General features: G+C 73.3%; 11 protein-coding genes and 1 pseudogene. 3 read left to right on the top strand and 9 right to left on the bottom strand.

Features of this window, described 5'->3' with window-relative positions; translation table 11 throughout:
• Positions 1–65: 65 nt before the first annotated feature.
• The 7 genes from ACZ7BZ_RS10245 to ACZ7BZ_RS10215 form a co-directional block, all read right to left on the bottom strand.
• Complete coding sequence (locus ACZ7BZ_RS10245) at positions 66–1,085, bottom strand: N-acetylglucosamine kinase (RefSeq protein WP_470357964.1); 1,020 nt, start codon at positions 1,083–1,085, stop codon at positions 66–68.
• 136 nt (positions 1,086–1,221) lie between these two features.
• The gene (locus ACZ7BZ_RS10240; RefSeq protein WP_470357963.1) at positions 1,222–2,520 is read right to left on the bottom strand and encodes a 6-phospho-beta-glucosidase; all 1,299 of its coding nucleotides are present in this window, start codon (positions 2,518–2,520) and stop codon (positions 1,222–1,224) included.
• Positions 2,520–3,419, bottom strand: coding sequence for a carbohydrate ABC transporter permease (locus ACZ7BZ_RS10235; RefSeq protein WP_470357962.1), 900 nt, complete (start codon positions 3,417–3,419; stop codon positions 2,520–2,522). The genes ACZ7BZ_RS10240 and ACZ7BZ_RS10235 overlap by 1 nt, the downstream gene beginning before the upstream one ends.
• A gap of 21 nt (positions 3,420–3,440) precedes the next feature.
• A complete protein-coding gene (locus tag ACZ7BZ_RS10230) occupies positions 3,441–4,439 on the bottom strand; it encodes a carbohydrate ABC transporter permease (protein ID WP_465744260.1) in 999 nt (332 codons plus the stop codon).
• A gap of 24 nt (positions 4,440–4,463) precedes the next feature.
• Positions 4,464–5,810, bottom strand: coding sequence for an ABC transporter substrate-binding protein (locus tag ACZ7BZ_RS10225; RefSeq protein ID WP_380460798.1), 1,347 nt, complete (start codon positions 5,808–5,810; stop codon positions 4,464–4,466).
• A 116-nt stretch (positions 5,811–5,926) separates the two neighbouring features.
• On the bottom strand, positions 5,927–7,117 hold the full coding sequence (locus ACZ7BZ_RS10220) for an ROK family transcriptional regulator (RefSeq protein ID WP_470357961.1): 1,191 nt from the start codon (positions 7,115–7,117) through the stop codon (positions 5,927–5,929).
• 354 nt (positions 7,118–7,471) lie between these two features.
• Positions 7,472–7,927 carry a MarR family winged helix-turn-helix transcriptional regulator gene (locus ACZ7BZ_RS10215; protein ID WP_470357960.1) on the bottom strand — a complete coding sequence of 152 codons (456 nt, stop codon included), beginning with the start codon at positions 7,925–7,927 and terminating at the stop codon, positions 7,472–7,474.
• Positions 7,928–8,077: 150 nt separating this feature from the next.
• Here ACZ7BZ_RS10215 and ACZ7BZ_RS10210 point away from each other — a divergent pair, with 150 nt between their 5' ends.
• Both ACZ7BZ_RS10210 and ACZ7BZ_RS10205 read left to right on the top strand, forming a co-directional pair.
• Complete coding sequence (locus ACZ7BZ_RS10210; RefSeq protein ID WP_470357959.1) at positions 8,078–9,559, top strand: MFS transporter; 1,482 nt, start codon at positions 8,078–8,080, stop codon at positions 9,557–9,559.
• A 36-nt stretch (positions 9,560–9,595) separates the two neighbouring features.
• Positions 9,596–11,593: an aldehyde dehydrogenase family protein gene (locus ACZ7BZ_RS10205; RefSeq protein WP_470357958.1), complete on the top strand. Its 1,998-nt coding sequence runs from the start codon at positions 9,596–9,598 to the stop codon at positions 11,591–11,593.
• 113 nt (positions 11,594–11,706) lie between these two features.
• On the opposite strand, the gene ACZ7BZ_RS10200 is transcribed toward ACZ7BZ_RS10205, so the two are convergent.
• Positions 11,707–12,858 carry a mechanosensitive ion channel family protein gene (locus tag ACZ7BZ_RS10200; protein ID WP_470357957.1) on the bottom strand — a complete coding sequence of 384 codons (1,152 nt, stop codon included), beginning with the start codon at positions 12,856–12,858 and terminating at the stop codon, positions 11,707–11,709.
• A 526-nt stretch (positions 12,859–13,384) separates the two neighbouring features.
• Between ACZ7BZ_RS10200 and ACZ7BZ_RS10195 the strand changes: the two are divergent.
• Positions 13,385–13,888 (top strand): annotated as a pseudogene (locus ACZ7BZ_RS10195) (HNH endonuclease); the annotation flags it as partial.
• 263 nt (positions 13,889–14,151) lie between these two features.
• Here the strand turns inward: ACZ7BZ_RS10195 and ACZ7BZ_RS10190 are convergent.
• On the bottom strand, positions 14,152–18,066 hold the full coding sequence (locus tag ACZ7BZ_RS10190) for a beta-N-acetylglucosaminidase domain-containing protein (RefSeq protein WP_470357956.1): 3,915 nt from the start codon (positions 18,064–18,066) through the stop codon (positions 14,152–14,154).
• Positions 18,067–18,124: the final 58 nt, after the last annotated feature.

The following is an 18,124-nucleotide window of genomic DNA, read 5'->3' as shown; positions in this document are numbered from 1 at the left end:
GATGTGCGGATCCGGCGGGGGCGGGAGGTCAACGGGGGAGCGGGAGGCCTGCGGTGGGCGGGCCGTCAGACGGCGACGGGCCGCTGCGCCTCGTACGCCTCGCGCACCCGGGCCTGCGCGTCCGCGCCCACGCCCAGGTGGTCGAGCCCGAGCAACGCCGCGCCCAGCACCGGCGGCGCGACGACCACCCGCGGCTCGGCCAGCGGCGCGGCCTCCGCCAGCCGCGCCGTCACGTTGTCGAGCAGCAGCGGCTGCCGGGAGGCGAGCACCCCGCCGCCGAGCACCACCGGGGTCGGCGAGCCCAGCAGGTCCAGCCGGCCGAGGGCGACGGCGGCCAGCCGGACGATCTCGTCGGCCTGACGGTCGATCAGCTCCACGGCGACGGTGTCCCCCTCGCCCGCGACCGCGAACAGCACCCGGACGATCTCGTGCAGCCGGGTGCCCGGCAGGTGCCCGAGGTGGACGGCCTCGGCGACGGCGCCGGCGCTGGGCAGGCCGAAGTGTTCGGCGATGGCGCGGGCCAGGCCGGTCGGCCCGCCCCGCCCGTCCTCCGCGCGCACCGCGTGCCACATGCTGGTGACGGCGAGTCCGGAGCCGCCGCCCCAGTCGCCGGTGAGTTCGCCGAGGGCGGGGAAGCGGGCGGTGCGCCCGTCCGGCAGCAGGCCCACGCAGTTGATCCCGGCGCCGCAGACCACCGCGACCCCGCGCGGGCCGTCGGTGCCGGCCCGCAGCAGGCCGAAGGTGTCGTTGACGACGGTGTTGCTGAGGCCCCAGGGGTGCGATTCGAGGGCGGCGCGCAGCGCCTCCTCCTCGACCGGCAGGTCGGCGTTGGCCAGGCAGGCGCTGACGTGGCTGGTGAGCACGCCGCCGGTGGCGGGGAGGCCGGCCGCCGCGGCGGCTTGCTCGACCAGCGGGGCGAGGCCGGCCACGGCGGCGGCGCCGCCGATCTTCTGGGGGGCGAAGCCGCCGCCGCGGGCGGTGCCGCGGACGGTGCCGTCGGCGCCGATCAGGGCGACGTCGGTCTTGGAGTTGCCCGCGTCGATGGCGAGGACGCCGGACAGGAGCGGTTCGGGCTGGTGGGTCATTCAGGTCCCCGCGGCTCGTACGTGGCCCGGCCGCAAGCCCCGGCCGGGGGCCGGGCCCTCCCAGAGGGCCCGGCGAGGGCGCCGGGGCCCGTCTTCGAACCCGCGCCTGCGGGGCTTCGGAGACGGGCCCCGGGGCTTAGGCCCAGGCGAGGTGCTCGCGGTTGTGGGCGAGCAGCCGGTCCGTGAGCCGGTCGGCGAGTTCGATCTGGCCGACCAGGGGGTGGGCGAGCAGGGCGTCGAAGACCCGGTCGCGTCCGCCGCGCAGGGCGGCGTCGAGGGCGAGGTGCTCGTACGCGGTGACGGCGGCGACGAGCCCGGCGTACAGCGGCTCGACCGGCCGCTGCGGCAGCGGCCGTACGCCCCGGGCGTCGACCTCGGCCGGCACCTCGATGACGGCGTCGTCCGGCAGGAACGGCAGTACCCCGTCGTTGCGGGTGTTCACCACCTGGACGGACGTCCCGCCGCCGGTCCCGAGCAGGGAGGCGATCAGCTGGACGGCGGCCTCCGAGTAGAAGGCCCCGCCGCGCTGGCCGAGCAGCTCGGGCTTGGTGTCCAGCGTGGGGTCGGCGTACAGCTCCAGCAGCTGCCGCTCGATCTCGGCGACCTGCGCGGCCCGCGAGCCCTGCGCCTTGAGCTCCTCGACGACCGCGTCGTGCTGGTAGAAGTACCGCAGGTAGTAGGAGGGCACCACGCCGAGCCGCTGCACGAAGGCCTGCGGCAGGTGGAGGTCGTCGGCGATCTCCTTGCCGTGCGAGGCGAGCAGCTCCGGCAGCACCTCCCGCCCGCCGGCCGCGCCGGGGGAGTCGAGCAGGGTCACCCCGCGTTCCCAGGTGAGGTGGTTGAGCCCGACGTGGTCCAGCCGGACCAGCTCCGGGGCCACCCCCAGGTGGGCGGCGAACTTGCGCTGGAAGCCGATGGCGACGTTGCACAGTCCGACGGCCTTGTGCCCGGCGTCCTGCAGGGCGCGGGTGACGATGCCGACCGGGTTGGTGAAGTCGATGATCCAGGCGTCCGGGTTGGTTCGCCGGACCTGCTCGGCGATGTCCAGCACCACCGGGACGGTGCGCAGCGCCTTGGCGAGCCCGCCCGCGCCGGTGGTCTCCTGGCCGACGCAGCCGCACTCCAGCGGCCAGGTCTCGTCCTGGTTGCGCGCGGCCTGGCCGCCGACCCGCAGCTGGAGCAGGACGGCGTCGGCGTCGGCGACGCCGGCCACCAGGTCGGTGGTGACGGTGACCACCGCCGGGTGCCCCTGCTTGGCGAAGATCCGCCGGGCGAGGCCGCCGACCAGCTCCAGCCGCTCGGCGGCCGGGTCGATCAGCACCAGTTCGCCGATCGGCAGGCTGTCGCGCAGCCGGGCGAAGCCGTCGATCAGTTCCGGGGTGTACGTCGAACCTCCGCCGACGATGGCCAACTTGAGACTGGTAACGGAGGACATCAGCCCTTGACCCCTGTCAGTGTCACGCCTTCGATGAAGGCCTTCTGCGCGAAGAAGAAGAGGATGATCACCGGCGCCATCACCAGCAGGGTGGCGGCCATGGTGAGGTTCCAGTTGGTGTGGTGGGCGGCCTTGAACGACTCCAGGCCGTAACTGAGCGTCCAGGCCTCGTGGTTGTTGCTGGCGTAGATCTGCGGGCCGAAGTAGTCGTTCCAGCAGTAGAAGAACTGGAACAGGGCGACGGCGGCGATGGCCGGCTTGGCCATCGGCAGCACGACCCGCAGCAGGGTGCGCAGGTCGCCGCAGCCGTCGATCCGGGCGGCCTCGAGGTACTCCTTGGGGATGGTCATCAGGAACTGGCGCAGCAGGAAGATCGAGAACGCGTCGCCGAAGGCCATCGGGATGATCAGCGGCCAGAGCGAGCCGCCGAGGCCCATCTGCTTGGCCCAGAACAGGTACATCGGGATGACGGTGACCTGCGGCGGCAGCATCATCATCGCGATGACCGCCATCAGGGCCAGGTTGCGGCCGCGGAAGCGGAACTTGGCGAGGGCGTAGGCGACCGGCAGGCTGGAGACGACGGTCAGCAGGGTGCCGGCGCCCGCGTACACCAGGGTGTTGCGCCACCAGGTGAGGAAGCCGGGGGTGTCCCAGACCTGGGCGTAGTTGCCCCAGTTCCAGGAGGTGGGCCAGTAGTCGGTGGTGAGTGCCTGCTGGTCGTTCATCACCGAGGTGAGGAAGACGAAGACGAAGGGCAGCAGGAAGAACAGCGCGGCGGCGATGGCCAGCGAGTGCACGGCCACCCAGTTGAGCAGTGCGCGGCGCCGGGCGGACCGGGCGGCGGCGGTGCCGGCGGCGGTACGGGTCGGCGGCTTGGTCAGGGTGGAGCTGAGAGTCATGACAGAGTCCTCATCGGTCCGCTAGTCGTCGCTGGCCATGAAGCCGGACTTGCGGCGGAGCAGGATCGAGGTGACGGCCATCGAGATGGCGAACAGCACCAGGGCGACGACGCAGGCCGCGCCGTAGTTGAAGCGCTGGAAGCCGAGGTTGTAGACCATCTGCGGCAGGGTCCAGGTGGAGCCCTGCGGGTAGCCGGGCTCGAACTGCTGGCCGGAGTTGCCGGCGATGCCGCTGGCGACCTTCCCGGCCACGATCGCCTGGGTGTAGTACTGCATGGTCTGGATGACCCCGGTGACCACCGCGAACATGATGATCGGGGAGATGTTCGGCAGCGTGACGTACCGGAACCGCTGGAACGGGCCGGCGCCGTCCAGCTCGGCCGCCTCGTACTGCTCCTTGGGGACGTCCAGCAGCGAGGCCATGAAGATGACCATCAGGTCGCCGATGCCCCACATGGCGAGCAGGGTGAGCGCGGGCTTGGACCAGCTCGGGTCGGCGAACCAGCCGGGCTGCGGCAGCCCCAGCTCGCCGAGCAGGTGGTTGAGCGGCCCGGTGCCGGGGTTGAGCAGGAAGGCGAAGGCCACGGTGGCGGCCACCGGCGGGGCCAGGTACGGCAGGTAGAAGACCGTGCGGAAGAAGCCGGCCCCGGTCTTGACCTTGGTGATGAGCAGCCCGATGCCGAGGCCGAAGGCGACCCGCAGGGTCACCATGATCAGCACCAGCCACAGGGTGTTGCGCAGGCCCTGCCAGAAGGTCGGCAGCTGGTTGAGGACGTAGTCCCAGTTCTTCAGCCCGTTGAAGGTCGGCGCGCCGAAGCCGTTGTACTGGGTGAAGGAGAAGTAGGCGGTGGAGATCAGCGGGTAGACGAAGAAGACGCTGAAGCCGATCAGCCAGGGGGAGAGGAAGGCGAGGGTGCGGGCCGCCTCCCGGCGGCGCTTCCGGCGCAGCAGGTGCTGCGTGGAGGGCGCCGCCGGGTCGGCCGTCCCGGCGCCCTTGCGGGTGCCGAACGCGAGTGACATGGGGAGCTCCGAGGGCCGTCGCCGCTACTTCGCCTGGGCGATGTCGGTGTCGATCTGCTTGGCGGTGGCGGCCAGTCCGGCCTTCAGGTCGGTCTGCTTGCCGGACTCGTAGTCGTAGCCGAGGTTCTGCAGCGAGACGATGTACCCGCCGCCGTTGACGCTGGCCGGGGTGGTGCCGGAGTTCGGGTTCTTGGCGACGTCCAGGAAGGTCTTGAAGTTGGGGTCGCTGACCAGCTTCGGCGAGTTGAGCGCGTCGAAGGTGCTGGGCACGTTGTGGATCGCGTTGGCGAAGTCGACCACCGCGTCGGTGTCGGTGGTGAGGAACTTGACGAACTCCCAGGCCGCGGCCTGCTTCTTGCTGGTGCTGGCGATGCCGACGATGGTGCCGGTCTGGTAGCCGCGGCCGTAGCTGGCGGCCTGGTCGTCCGGCACCGGGAAGGGCGCGGTGGCCCAGTCGAAGTCGGGCTTGTTCTCGGCGAGCGAGGCGGTGCGCCACTCGCCGTCGATGGCCATCGCGACCTGGCCGGTGTGGAAGGGGTTCTTGGCGCTGAACTCCTCGCCGAAGGTGGCGCGGTACTTGTCCAGCTTGGCGTAGCCGCCGAGCTGGTCGACCATGCCCTTCTGCCAGTCGAGCATCGCGGCGACCTTCGGGTCGGCGGCGAGGTTCGACTTGCCGTCGGCGCCGAAGTAGGTGGCGCCGTACTGGCCGAGGAAGTGCTCGGTGGTGGACTCGTAGCCGTGGTACAGCGGCATGAAGCCGAGCTGCTTGTACGAGTCGCCGTCGGCGACGGTCAGCGCCTTGGCGTCGGCGGCGAACTCGCTGAAGGTCTTCGGCGGGGCCGTGATGCCGGCCGCGGCGAAGGCCTTCTTGTTGTAGTACAGCCCGTACGCGTCGCCGAGCAGCGGCAGCGAGCACTGGTTTCCTTGGAACTGGGTGTAGTTGAGCATCGCGGCCGGGAAGGTCTTGGCCGCGTCGATGCCGCTCTTCTGCAGCTGGGGCTTGAGGTCGATGAACGCCTTGGTCGAGCAGAACATGCCGACGTTGTTGGTGGTGAAGGAGGAGACCACGTCCGGGGCGTCGTCGCCGCCGGCCCGCAGGGCCTGGTTGACCTTGTCGTCCGCGACGTTGCCGACCGGCTTGACGTGGATGTTGGGGTGGGCCTTCTCGAAGGCGGCGATGGTGTCGTTGATCGCCTTCACCTCGTTGTCCTGGCTCCAGCCGTGCCAGAAGGTGATGGTGACGTCCTTGCCACTGGCGGAGTCGTCGCTGCCGCCCGACTCGCTGGAACCGGTGCAGGCGGAGGCGAGCAGGGCCAGGACGGCGCTGCCGGCGACGGCGGCGACCGTGCGGCGGCCTCTGCGGGAGGTGATGGGGTGCACTTCGAGGTCCTCCTGGGGGTGCGCGGGCAGGCGTCATTGCCTCGGGGCCCGCGTAGGGGTTGGGGGAGAGGTGGGTGCAGGTGACAGGGGGAGCGTCAGCGGATGGATCAGTGGGTGGAGAAGACCGCCTCACGGGCGTCCGTGAGGGCGCGTTGCAGGGCGCCGATCAGGACGGGCGAGCCGGGCAGGGCACTGCTGCGGATCTCCGGACGGGCGAGGCAGATCCGGGCCAGTTCGTCCTCGACGAGCGCGCGCAGGCGCTCGCCGCCCGCGCTCGGCACCGCGCCGGAGAGGACCACCAGCCGGGGGTCGACCACGGCGACGATCACGGACAGCCCGACGGCGAGCCGTCCGGCCAGCTCGGTGAGGAAGGCCTCGCCGGCGCCCGGGGTCTCCAGGGCCTTGGCGATCGACTCCTCCGCGGTGGGCGCGCCGAGTCCGTGCTCGCGGGCCAGGGTCCGGACGGCGGGTGCGCCGACCTGGTCCTGGAAGCCGCCGAACTTGCGGCGACGGGCGTCCCACTGGACCGGTGAGCCGGGTACCGGCATGTAGCCGACCTCGCCGGCGCCGCCGGTGAAGCCCCGGTGCAGCCGTCCGGCGATCACGACGGCCGCGCCGACGCCCGCGCCGGCCCAGAGCAGGACGAAGTCCTCGAAGCCGGCCGCCGCACCGGAGGCCTGCTCGGCGACCGCGGCAAGGTTCACGTCGTTCTCGATCGACACCGGGGCGCCGATCGCCGCGGTCAGCTCCTCGACCAGCCGGGGCGAGTGCCAGCCGGGCAGGTGGGAGGCGTAGCGCAGTTTCCCGGTCACCGGATCCGGAGCGCCGCCGACCCCGATCGCGACGGTCCGCAGGCACCGCTCGGGCAACCCGGCCGCCCGCACCGCCTCGGCGACGGAGGCCGCCACCCTGGGCACGGTCTCGGCGGCCGGGACACCTCTGGTGGACACGCTGTGCTCGGCCAGCGTGCCGCCGGTGATGTCCGCGACCGCGACCCGGATCCCGCTGTTGGTGACATCCAGTCCGGCCACGTACCCGGAGGCCGGATTCACCTGGTACAGCTGCGCGTTGGGCCCCGGCCCACCCTCCGTGGTGCCCACCGGCACCACCAGCCCGGCCGCCTCCAGCCGGGACAGCAACTGCGACGAGGTGGGCTTGGACAGCCCGGTCAGGCTGCCGATCTGAGTGCGGGACAGCGGCCCGTTCTCCAGCAGCAGTTCAAGCGCGGCGCGGTCGTTGATCGCGCGCAACAGACTGGGGGTGCCGGCGAGGGGAGCCTTGGCGGTGCTCTTGGTCATGCCCGGAATCCTCCCCTCCCGACTGATGGACCGGAACTGTTAGGAAACTTTCCAGTCGCTTGTCACAGGACCGTACGGTCCCCGTCAGCGGAGTGTCAATGGCCGGTCCCCCGGAGGATGCCGAAGCGTTACCCCGGCCCCCGAAGGCCCCCGAAGGCCGCCCGCCAAGGCAAGGGGGCCGGGCTCACGCTCGCCCGGCACCCGAGAGAACCCCGGGACGAGAAACGGGAAGAAGAAAACGTCAGGCCCCTGCGCAGGAGGTCGGCCTGGTCGACTTCCTGCGCACAAGACGGAAGAGCCGCTGGTCAACCCGCCTGCACTGCCGTGGCGGATGCACCGAACGGGCCCGGCCGCTCAGCCGGTCGGCTCGGAGAAGACCCGGGCCAGCAGGGCCTGGAGGGCGTGGCGGTCCTCGTCGTCCAGCTGTTCCAGCCCGGTGAGGCCCGACATCATGTCGGCGCGGATCTGCCGGACGGTCTCCTCGCCCTCCTCGGTCAGCAGCACGTTCTTGACCCGCCGGTCGGCCGGGTCGACCTCGCGGCGGACCAGCCCGCGGGCCTCCAGGCGGTCGACGATCCCGGTGACGTTGGAGGCGTCACAGGCGAGCAGGTCGGCGAGGGTGCGCATGGGCCTCGGCTCGCGGAGCAGGCTGAGCGTCTTGCCCTGCATCAGGGTGAGGCCGCGCTCGGCCGCCATCGCGGCGAAGTTCCGGTAGTAGGCCGCAGCGGCCCGCGCCAGCTGGTCCATGAGCTGGACGGGCGTGGGGGCGCCCATGGGGGCGGACGTGGACGGGCCGGCGGGCTGCTGCATGGCTCGAGTGTAAGCGAGATTGCTTGACATCCTCAATCATCCAGGTCTACCTTCGACCTATTGCTTGATGACATCAACTATCTAGGTCTTCAAGCCTCAGGCCCGGTCCCGCACCTCCGCGCGGCGGGCCCTCCCCGGAAGGACCCCCTGATGAGCCACGCCCCTGCTGTCGGCCCGCCGAAACGCGGCAGCACTCCCCTGATCATGGCGCTCGGCCTGGCCGCGATGGTGGTGGCGATGGCGCAGACCCAGGTCGTCCCGATCCTTGCGCTGCTGCAGAAGGACCTGCACACCGGCGCCGCCGGCGTCAGCTGGGTGACGACCGCCGCGCTGCTCTCGGCGGCCGTCTTCACCCCGTTGCTGGGCCGGGTCGGCGACCAGTACGGAAAGAAGCGCACGCTGCTCGCGGTGCTCGGCGTGATGGTGGTCGGCTCGGTGATCGCCGCCACCACCACCTCGCTGGCCCTCCTGATCGTCGGCCGGGTCCTCCAGGGCTCCGCCACCGCGATCTTCCCGCTCGCCCTCTCGGTGATCCGCGACGAAGTGCCGCACGAGAAGCTGCACGGAGCGATGGCGCTGGTCAGCGGCACGCTGGCGTTCGGCAGCGGCCTCTCGCTGGTGGCCACCGGGCTGCTCACCCAGGGCGCCCACCCCGACTACCACCTGGTCTTCTGGTTCTCCACCGCGCTGACCGTCCTCGCCCTGGCCGCCGTCGCGTTCGTCGTCCCGCACGGCGGCTCGCCCGCCGGGGGCCGGATCGACGTCCTGGGCGCCCTCACCCTGGCCGTCTTCCTGGTCCTGCTGCTGCTCGGCATCTCCCAGGGCCACGAGTGGGGCTGGTCCTCCGCCCGCACGCTGGGCTCGCTGGGCGGGTCCGTCGTGGTCGCCGCGCTCTGGGTGCTGGTCGAGCGGCGGGTGGCCAACCCGCTGGTGGACATGCGGATGTTCGTCCACCGCCAGGTGCTCTTCACCAACCTGGCCGGACTCTTCGTCGGCTTCGCCTCCTTCGCCCAGTTCATCGGCATCTCGTACCTGGTCCAGATGCCCGGACGGCTCACCGGCTACGGCTTCACCGCCTCGGTGCTGCGGGCCTCCGTCGAGTACCTGCTGCCCAGCGCCCTGATCGCGCTGGCGGCAGCCCCGGTCGGCGGCCGGCTGGTCCGCCGGATCGGTGCCCGCTCCACCCTCGGGGTGGGCGCGCTGATCGGCGTCGGGGGCTTCGCCTGGCTCGCCTTCGGCCACGGCGCCGAGGGCTCGGTGATCACGGCCGGCATGCTCACCGGCATCGCGATCTCCTTCGGCTACGCCGCGATGCCCGCGCTGATCGCGGCCAGCGTGCCGCTGCACCAGACCGGCATCGCCAACGGCATCAACTCCATCTCCCGTTCGGTCGGCAGCTCGATCGCCAGCGCCGTGGTGACCTCGCTGCTCGCCTCCAAGGTGATCGATTACCCGGCGATCGGCGCGGCGCTGCCCGCCGAGAGCCAGTTCACGGTCAGCTTCGTCCTGGCCGCCGTGGCGCTGCTGCTGGCCGCGGCGGTCGCCTGGGCCGGGCTCAGCAGGCACCACCGGCCGCTCGCCGCCGCCCCCGCGCCGGCCGAGGCCCCCGAAGCGGCGCCCTCCCACTCCTGACCGACTGACCGACCGTCTTCCCTCCCGGAGTACCACATGACTTCCGTCCTCTTCGTCGTCACCGGCGCCACCCACTGGACCCTGGCCGACGGCACCGAGCACCCCACCGGCTTCTGGGCCGAGGAACTCGCCGAGCCCCACCGGATCTTCAGCGAGGCGGGCTACCGGATCACCGTCGCCACCCCCGGTGGCGCCCCCGCCACCGTCGACCGGGGCAGCCTGGCCGCCGAGGTCAACGGCGGCCAGGAGCAGGCCGACCGCCTCACCGCCTACCTCGCCTCGATCGGCGACGCGCTCCGGAGCCCGGTCGAGCTGTCCCGGGTCGACCCCGACGCGTACGACCTGGTCTTCTACCCGGGCGGGCACGGCCCGATGGAGGACCTCGCGGTGGACGAGGTCTCCGGCCGGATCCTCACCCGCACCCTGGACTCGGGCAAGCCGCTGGGCGTCGTCTGCCACGCGCCCGCCGCGCTGCTCGCCGCCCGTCGCGAGGACGGCAGCTGGCCGTTCGCCGGCTACCGGATGACCGGCTTCACCAACGCCGAGGAGAGCGCCGTCGGGCTCGCCGCCAAGGCCAAGTGGCTGCTCCAGGACCGCCTGGTCGAGCTGGGCGCCGACTTCGCCGAGACCGCGCCGTTCACGCCGCACACCGTCATCGACCGCAACCTCTACACCGGCCAGAACCCGAGCTCCTCCGCCGCCCTGGCCCGTACGCTGGTCGACGCCGTCTCCACCGACCCGGCCACCGTGGTGGCGCGGCTGCGGAGCACCTTCGACACCGGTCGGACGAGGCCGCTCGCCTGGCGCCTCGCCCAGCTGGGCGCCCTGCGCGCGCTGCTCACCGAGCAGTCCGACGAGTTCCTGGCCGCACTCCGGGCCGACCTGGGCAAGAGCGCGGCAGAGGCGTACCGCGGCGAGATCGGCTTCACCGTCAACGAGATCGACCACACGGTGGCACACCTGGAGGAGTGGCTGGCCCCGGCGCCCGCCGCCGTCCCGGCCGCGTTCCTGCCCGCCGAGGCCCGCGTGGTCCGCGACCCGCTGGGCGTCGTGCTGGTCATCGCCCCGTGGAACTACCCGCTGCAGCTCGCCCTCGCCCCGCTGGTGGGCGCGCTGGCGGCCGGCAACACCGCCGTGGTCAAGCCCAGCGAGCTGACCCCGGCGACCTCCGCGGCGATGGCCCGGCTGCTGCCGCGCTACCTCGACCGGGAGACCGTGGCCGTCGTCGAGGGCGCCGTGGCGGAGACCACCGCACTGCTGGAGCAGCGCTTCGACCACATCTTCTACACCGGCAACGGCACGGTCGGGCGGATCGTCATGGCCGCTGCCGCCAAGCACCTCACCCCGGTCACCCTGGAGCTCGGCGGCAAGAGCCCCGCGGTGGTCGAGCCCGGCGCCGACCTGGCGGTCACCGCGCAGCGGATCGCCCGCGGCAAGTTCCAGAACGCCGGGCAGACCTGTGTCGCCCCCGACTACGTCCTCGCCATCGGCGACACCGCCACCGCGCTCGAAGCCGAACTGGCCACCGCGGTGGGCGCGCTGTACGGCGAGGACCCGGCGAGCAGCCCGGAGTACGGACGGATCGTCAACGAGCGCCACCACGACCGGCTCACCGCGCTGCTGGGCGACGGACGGACCGTCACCGGCGGCGGCCACGAACGCTCCGCCCGCTACCTCGCCCCGACGGTCCTCGCCGACGTCTCCCCCGAGGCGCCCGTGATGCAGGCGGAGATCTTCGGCCCGATCCTGCCGATCGTCACCGTGCCCGACCTCGACGCGGCGATCGCCTTCATCAACGAGCGGGACAAGCCGCTCGCCCTGTACGCCTTCACCGACTCCGAGCGGACCAAGCAGCGCCTGGCCCGGGAAACCTCCTCCGGAGGCCTCGTCTTCGGCCTGACCGTCTCCCACCTGGCCGTCCCCGAGCTGCCCTTCGGCGGGGTCGGCGAGAGCGGCATGGGCCGCTACCACGGGAAGTACTCGATCGACACGTTCAGCCACACCAAGGCGGTCCTGGACAAGCCCCTGGGCTGACCGCCGCCGACGGCGCCACCCGGCCCGGCCCGCATCCTGCCAGGCCGGCGCCACCCGGCCCGGCGCCACCCGGCCCGGCTCGGCCCGCGAGGGCCGAGCCGGGCGCTGGACCGTTACGGCTTCGCCAGGTCGTCCGTCGGCGGCTTCGGCAGCGGGATCGGCTCCGCCGCCCGGTAGCGCGGCGAGGTCGGGTCGGCCAGGGCGGACGGCGGCGAGGGCTCCACCGTCGTGATGGCCACCCCGGTGGCCACCGCCGCCGCCTCCTCCTTGACCTTGATGCCGGCCAGGTCGAAGGCCGTCTTCAGCCGCTGGCGCAGCGCTCGGGAGACCACCGGGGCCTTGCCCGGGGCCGTCCGGGCCTCGATCCGGACCATCACCGAGTCCGCCGCCACCGACTCCACGCCCAGGATCGACACCGGTGCCCAGATCAGCTCGTCGTACGGCGCCTCCTTGGACATCCCCTCGGCGGTCTCCTGGATCAGGTCCTCGACCCGCTGGAGGTCCTCCTTGTACCCGACCTGGACGTCGACCGAGGCGGTCGCCCAGCCCTGGCTCATGTTGGCGATCCGCTTCACCTCGCCGTTGCGGATGTACCAGATCTCGCCGTTGCCCCCGCGCAGCTTGGTCACCCGCAGGCCGACCTCCAGCACGGTGCCGGTGGCCACCCCGGTGTCGATCTCGTCGCCGACGCCGTACTGGTCCTCCATGATCATGAAGACCCCGGAGAGGAAGTCCGTCACCAGGTTGCGGGCGCCGAAACCGATCGCCACACCGGCCACTCCGGCGCTCGCCAGCAGCGGCGCCAGGTTCATCCCGAGCGCGGAGAGCACCATCAGCGCGGCGGTGCCCAGGATGGTGAAGGACGCCATGCTGCGCAGCACCGAGCCGATCGCCTCCGAGCGCTGCTGTCGCCGCTCGGGGTTCACCACCCCGTGGTTGGCCAGCAGCCCGCCGAGCCGGCTCTCCTCCCGGTGGTCGTGGCTGCGCGTCATCCGCGCTATCAGCTGGGTGATCAGCTTGTTCACCACGGCCCGCAGGACCAGCGCCAGCAGGATGATCAGGACGATCCGCAGGCCGCCGGCCAGCCAGCTCTGCCAGTGGGTGTCGAACCAGCTGGCGGCCTGCTTGGTGGTGTCGGTGACCTCCTGCGCACTGGTCGGGATGCGCAGCTGTGGCAGGTCCGGTGCGGTGGGCGAGGGGGCCGGCGTCGGGGTGGATAGCGTCGGGGACGCGTCGGTCGGACCGGTGGCGCCGGAGCGGAACACGTGCGGGGCCTTCCTTGCTGGGGGCGTGACCGGTCCGTGCCGCGCAGGCGGCCCGCGGACCGTGCGCGCTAGCCTATCCGGCACCGCACACCGGCCCGGACCGGCCGACCGGCGTGCGTCCCCGCCCGGACGCCCCGTCAACGCCCCGGTGCGCTCCTCCGGAGGAGCACCCCCGAGCCACCCCGGCACCACCGGCCACACCGCCCCCGGACGGCCCCGGCCCGTCCGCCGAACGGCCCCCGGCGCTGCTCCGACCGGCCGAGCCGCACCCCCGGCCGGTCCGCCGTCCCCGCCCCGCTCCCGCCCCGCCCCCGTCCCGGCCGCGCCCGGGTGCAACCGGACCTCCGCCCGGGCATACCGGGTATGACAGACACCACACCCGGAGTTCACGTCAGGTCCGTTACACAGGAGTGGTGGCGCCGTACGAAGGCGTAAGGCGACACTGGGGGAGATCACGCACTCGTTGCGCGATCCAACCGCTCGTCCCGGCGCGAGCCACGCGTCGCAGGCGTCCAAGGAGGCATCCGTGCCGCATGTCCTGGTCCTCAACGCGTCCTACGAGCCACTCGGCGTCGTATCGATGCGCCGCGCACTCATCCTGGTCCTCAACCACAAGGCGGTCAGCCTGGAGGACACGGGAGTCACTCTGCACAGCGCCACCAGCGCCCTTCCGGCGCCGTCCGTCGTCCGACTGACCCGCTTCGTCCGGGTCCCGTTCTGCGGGCCCGTCCCGCTCACCCGCCGGGCGCTGTTCGCCCGTGACCACGGCCGCTGCGTCTACTGCGGGGCCGCCGCCACCAGCGTCGACCACGTCATCCCGCGCAGCCGGGGCGGCCAGCACCGGTGGGACAACGTGGTGGCGGCCTGCCGCCGCTGCAACCACACCAAGGCCGACCGCCACCTGACCGAACTCGGCTGGCGGATGAAACGCCCACCGGCGCCGCCCAGCGGCCTCGCCTGGCGGATCATCGGCACCGGGATCAAGGACCCGCGCTGGCGGCCCTACCTGGAGCCCTACGGCGGCGGCGACCAACTGCGTGCCCCGCAGTGGGGCGAGTACGAGCACCACGACCATACGGAGTCGAGCCACTCCGTCCCGATCGGCCGGGCGCACACCGCCCACGCCGCCCACTCCGGCCCCGTCCGCCGCGGCGAGCAGCCCGAACCGCTCTCCGCCTGACCACAGCACCACAAGGGCCCGCCCGTCACACCGTCGGTACGCGCCTCATGGGCCGCCGCGCCCCCCACGAAGGGGAGCCCGGCGGCCCGCCGCCGTTTCCGGCCCCGCCGCGCCTACGGCTTGGTGGCCGGTGTCCCCGGAGTCCCCGGCTGGGCCGGCGGGTTGGCCGGCTGCTGCGGCGGAGCGGCCGGGGCGGTGACGGCGTACAGCTCGATGCCGTACAGCGAGTAGCCGAACTTGGTGGCCCGCGCCACGCCCTGCATCCGCACGTACCGGACGTTCGGGGCGTCGAAGCGCACCGTCTCGTCCCCGCCCTTGCCGTTGTCGACAGTCGCGGCGTCCGTCCAGGTGCTGCCGTCCGCCGAGACCTGGATCTTGTACGAGGAGGCGTATGCGGACTGCCAGTGCAGCACCGCCGCGCCCAGGTGACCGGCCTGCGGCAGAGCCAGCTGCACCCAGGCGTCGTCCTTGGCCGGTGAGGACCAGCGGGTCTTCGGGTCGCCGTCGGCGATCGCGGCGGCCGGGAAGTCCGGCGTCTCGTCGCCCGAGGAGGACGCCTGGGCGCCGCGCGCGAGGTCCGGACCGCCGGTCGGCGGGACGACGTGCACCTGCAGCACCTGCTTCACGGTGGTGCCGCCCGCCAGGTAGGACACCGGCACCTGGAACGTCCCGGACGGCGTGCCCGCCGCGGCCGTGACCAGCAGCGGCACGCCGACCCGCCCGCCGCGCGGCACGGCGACCGGACCGGCCGGGGTGACGGCGAGGCCCTTGGCGTTGGCCGGCACGTCGATCCGCAGCTCGCCGGTGGTGCCCTCGGGACGCCCGGCCTCGACCGTGGCCTGGGTCTTGGCGGGGGCGGCGGCGCCGGTGACCACGTCCAGGGCCGGGTCGGTGAGGCTGAGCCGGGCCGCCGGGGCGTCGGCGTACCAGGGGATCACCTGGTTGACCACCGGCGGGTCGCCGCCGGGCTTCCAGGTCAGCCGGAACGCGTCGGCGGGCTGCCCGCCGGCCGGCAGCTCGTTGTAGCCGGGCTGAACGGTGCCGATGTCGACCCAGCCGCCGTCGGAGCGGCGCACCGCGACGGTGGCGGTGGCGTGCACGTTCGGGTCGGTGAGCACGGTGAGCCGGTCCAGCGGACGGGCGGCGCCGAGTTCGACGGTGAGCGGCTCGTCCTGCGCGGTCGGCGCCTTGGCGGCGCGGTACGCGGTGTCCGGGTTGCCGTCCAGGACGGCCGCGGCCGAGGAGCCGGGCACCGCGGCGGGGCCGCCGGAGACACTGGCCGGGGACTCGTCCGGGGCGGTGACGGTGAACTCGCGCACCGCGACGGCGGTCTTCTGGGCGGCGGTGGCCCGCAGCCGCACCGCCCGCACCACGGTGCCGGGCGGCAGCTGGGCGCTGACCGTCTTCTGGTTCTTCACCACGGCGAGCTGCTGCCAGCCGCCCGCGCCGCTGCTGTACTCCAGGACGCCGTCGCGGATGTAGTCGTCGGCGGCGTTCTGGGCGTCCGGGCCGTTGCCCCAGCCGCCCATCAGCACGGTGACGCCGCTGATCGGCCGGCCCGCGCCGAGGTCCACGCCGACCGAGTCGCCGGGCTGCGGGGGAGCGGAGCTCCAGTAGAAGGTGTCGGCCTGGCCGTCGGTCATCAGCGCGGGCAGGTGGTCGTGCGCGGTGCCCATGCTGCTGGTCGGGGTGACCCCGCCGCTGACCACGCCGGACCAGTTGTCGGCGGCGCGCACGGCCCGGTCCAGGAAGGGCGCGAGCACGCCCGCGCCGATGGTGGCCGGGGCCTGGGCGAGCTGGGAGCGCAGCTGGTTGAGCTGGACCCGGGCCTTCCAGGCGGCCGTGCCGTCGCCGCCGTGCTGGGCCAGCAGCATGTCCAGCGCGGCCTGCCCGGCCAGCCCGTAGTCGCGCAGCGGGCCGAGCCAGGGCCCGGCCTCGGCGGCGAGCTGGGCGGTGGCCTGGGTGCCGGCGAGGGTCTGCCGGGCGCCCGCCATCGCGGCGAAGGCGTCCCGCAGCGGGCCCGCGGCCGCTATCAACTTGGCGAGGTCGGGGGCGGCGCCGGAGGTGGGTTCGGCGTTGGCCCAGAACTGGTCGAGCAGCGGCTGGAGGTAGCCGGACTCCTGCTTGGCCAGCGGCGAGGAGGTGCTGTTGCCGGCCAGCGCGGTGACGGCGGACAGCACCGATCCGGCCGGGGTGGCGGCGGCGCCGGTCGGTCCGGCGAGCGAGCGCACCGCGGCCTGCCAGGAGTCGTCGGGCTTGTAGCCGGCGGGGTTCCAGGCGAAGTCCCCGGCGGTGGCGAGGGCTATCCGGGAGGCCACCGGCTGCTGCATGGCGCCGGTCAGCAGCACCGCGGAGCGGGTCGCCACCTCCGGGTCGCGGCCGGTGTAGGCGCCGAGGAAGAGCCGGTCCGGGCTGGCGTCGTTGACCGGGTAGTTGTCCATGGTGACCAGCGGGTGACCGTACAGGCTGCCGGTGTCCGAGGTCTGGGCGCCGGTGATCTTCTCCGGGATCACCGCGCCGCCGCTCCAGGCCACCTGCACACCGGCGGGCAGCGCGTCGGCCAGCGCCTTGCGGTACGGCGTGGAGCCCTGCTTGTGGTACTCGGTGGGGACGATCGACAGCGGCGCCAGCCCGGGGTTCTTGGCGATCAGCCGGTCCTGCACCTTCTTGACCAGCGAGGCCTGCGCCTTGGCGGCGGCGGCCGGGCCCCGGCCGTACTCGTCCCGGTCGTCGTCGCAGTGCCACTCGTCGTAGCTGACGTCCAGGAACTGCAGCTGGAACGCGGTGAAGCCGAGCTTGCGCAGCCCGTCCAGCTTGGCGACCAGCGCGTCGACGTCCTTGCCGGAGCTGAAGCAGAGGGACTGCCCCGGATCGATCGCGTAGCCGAGGGTGACGTGGTTCTGCCGGGCCCGGTCGCCGAGTTCGCGCAGCTCGGACTGCTGGTTGGCGGGGTAGGCGTCGCGCCAGCGGTTGAGCCGGAACGGGTCGTCACCGGGGGCGTAGAGGTAGAAGTTCTGCTTGGAGCGGCCCAGGAAGTCGACCTGGTCGAGCCGCTGCTGGGCGGTCCACGGGGTGCCGTAGAACGCCTCCGCGGTGCCGCGCGCCGCCGCGCCGCTCGGCCAGTCCCGCAGGGTGACCCCGGGCAGGCCGAGCCCGGCCGCGCCCGGCCCCTGGCCCTGACCGGCGGGTACGGCGGCGAGCAGCTGGCGCAGGCTCTGCGCTGCGTAGAAGGTGCCGGTCGCGTCGGCGCCCGCGAGCACCACCGCGCCGTACGTCCCGCCGCCCTGGGCGGGCAACTGGCCGACGGACAGCACGTAGCCGCCGGGCGGCATGCCCGCGGTCGAGGGTGCCGAGCCGTCCTTGCCGCCGGCCGCGGCGGCAAGCTGGCGCAGCGTCCGGTCGGTCTCGCCGTCGGCGCCCTCGGCGGGGCCGCCGATGTACACCACCAGCGAGCCGGCGGCGGGGGTGCCGCCGTCCGGCTGCGGGGTCACCGCGCTGGCCCCCGCGACGGTCAGCACCTCGCGCACGGCGTCCACCGCGCCACCGTCCACCTTGGGCGCGGTCACCAGCGCCACGGCGGCCGGCACGGTGACGGCCTTGCCCGCCACCGTCTGCTCCTGCGGGTGCGGGAACACCTGCGGGTCGGTCACGCTGCCCAGCGGCGTCTGCGGCGCGGTGCTCACCACGTCCGGCCCGGGCCCGGCCGCGTACGCCGACGAGGGCAGCGGCCCGGCCAGCAGCCCGCCGACGACCGCCGCGGTCACCACCCCGGCGGCGATCCGCACCGCCCGCCGCCCCGGCCGCCGCGCCGCACGCTCCGCCCGCACCGACGCCAGCAACGGCTCCGTCCCCTTGAGGTCGGAGATCAGCCGGTCCGCGGTCCGCGGCACCAGCTGACGGCACGTCCGCGCCGTGGCCCGCCGCGCCGCCAGCGCCGCCGGATGGTCCAGCACCTCGCGCAACACCGGACTCTGCTCCAACTGCTGTCGCAGCCGCCGCCCGGCCGCAACGGACACACGGGCTTGCACAGGGGCCTCCTCGCCAGGCCTGGACCACAACGGTCGCAACCCCACCAGCTACCCAACC

The organism is Kitasatospora sp. NPDC036934 (assembly GCF_055608425.1).
The sequence above is the reverse complement of the archived record's forward strand: the minus strand, read 5'-3'. Positions and strand labels throughout refer to the sequence as shown.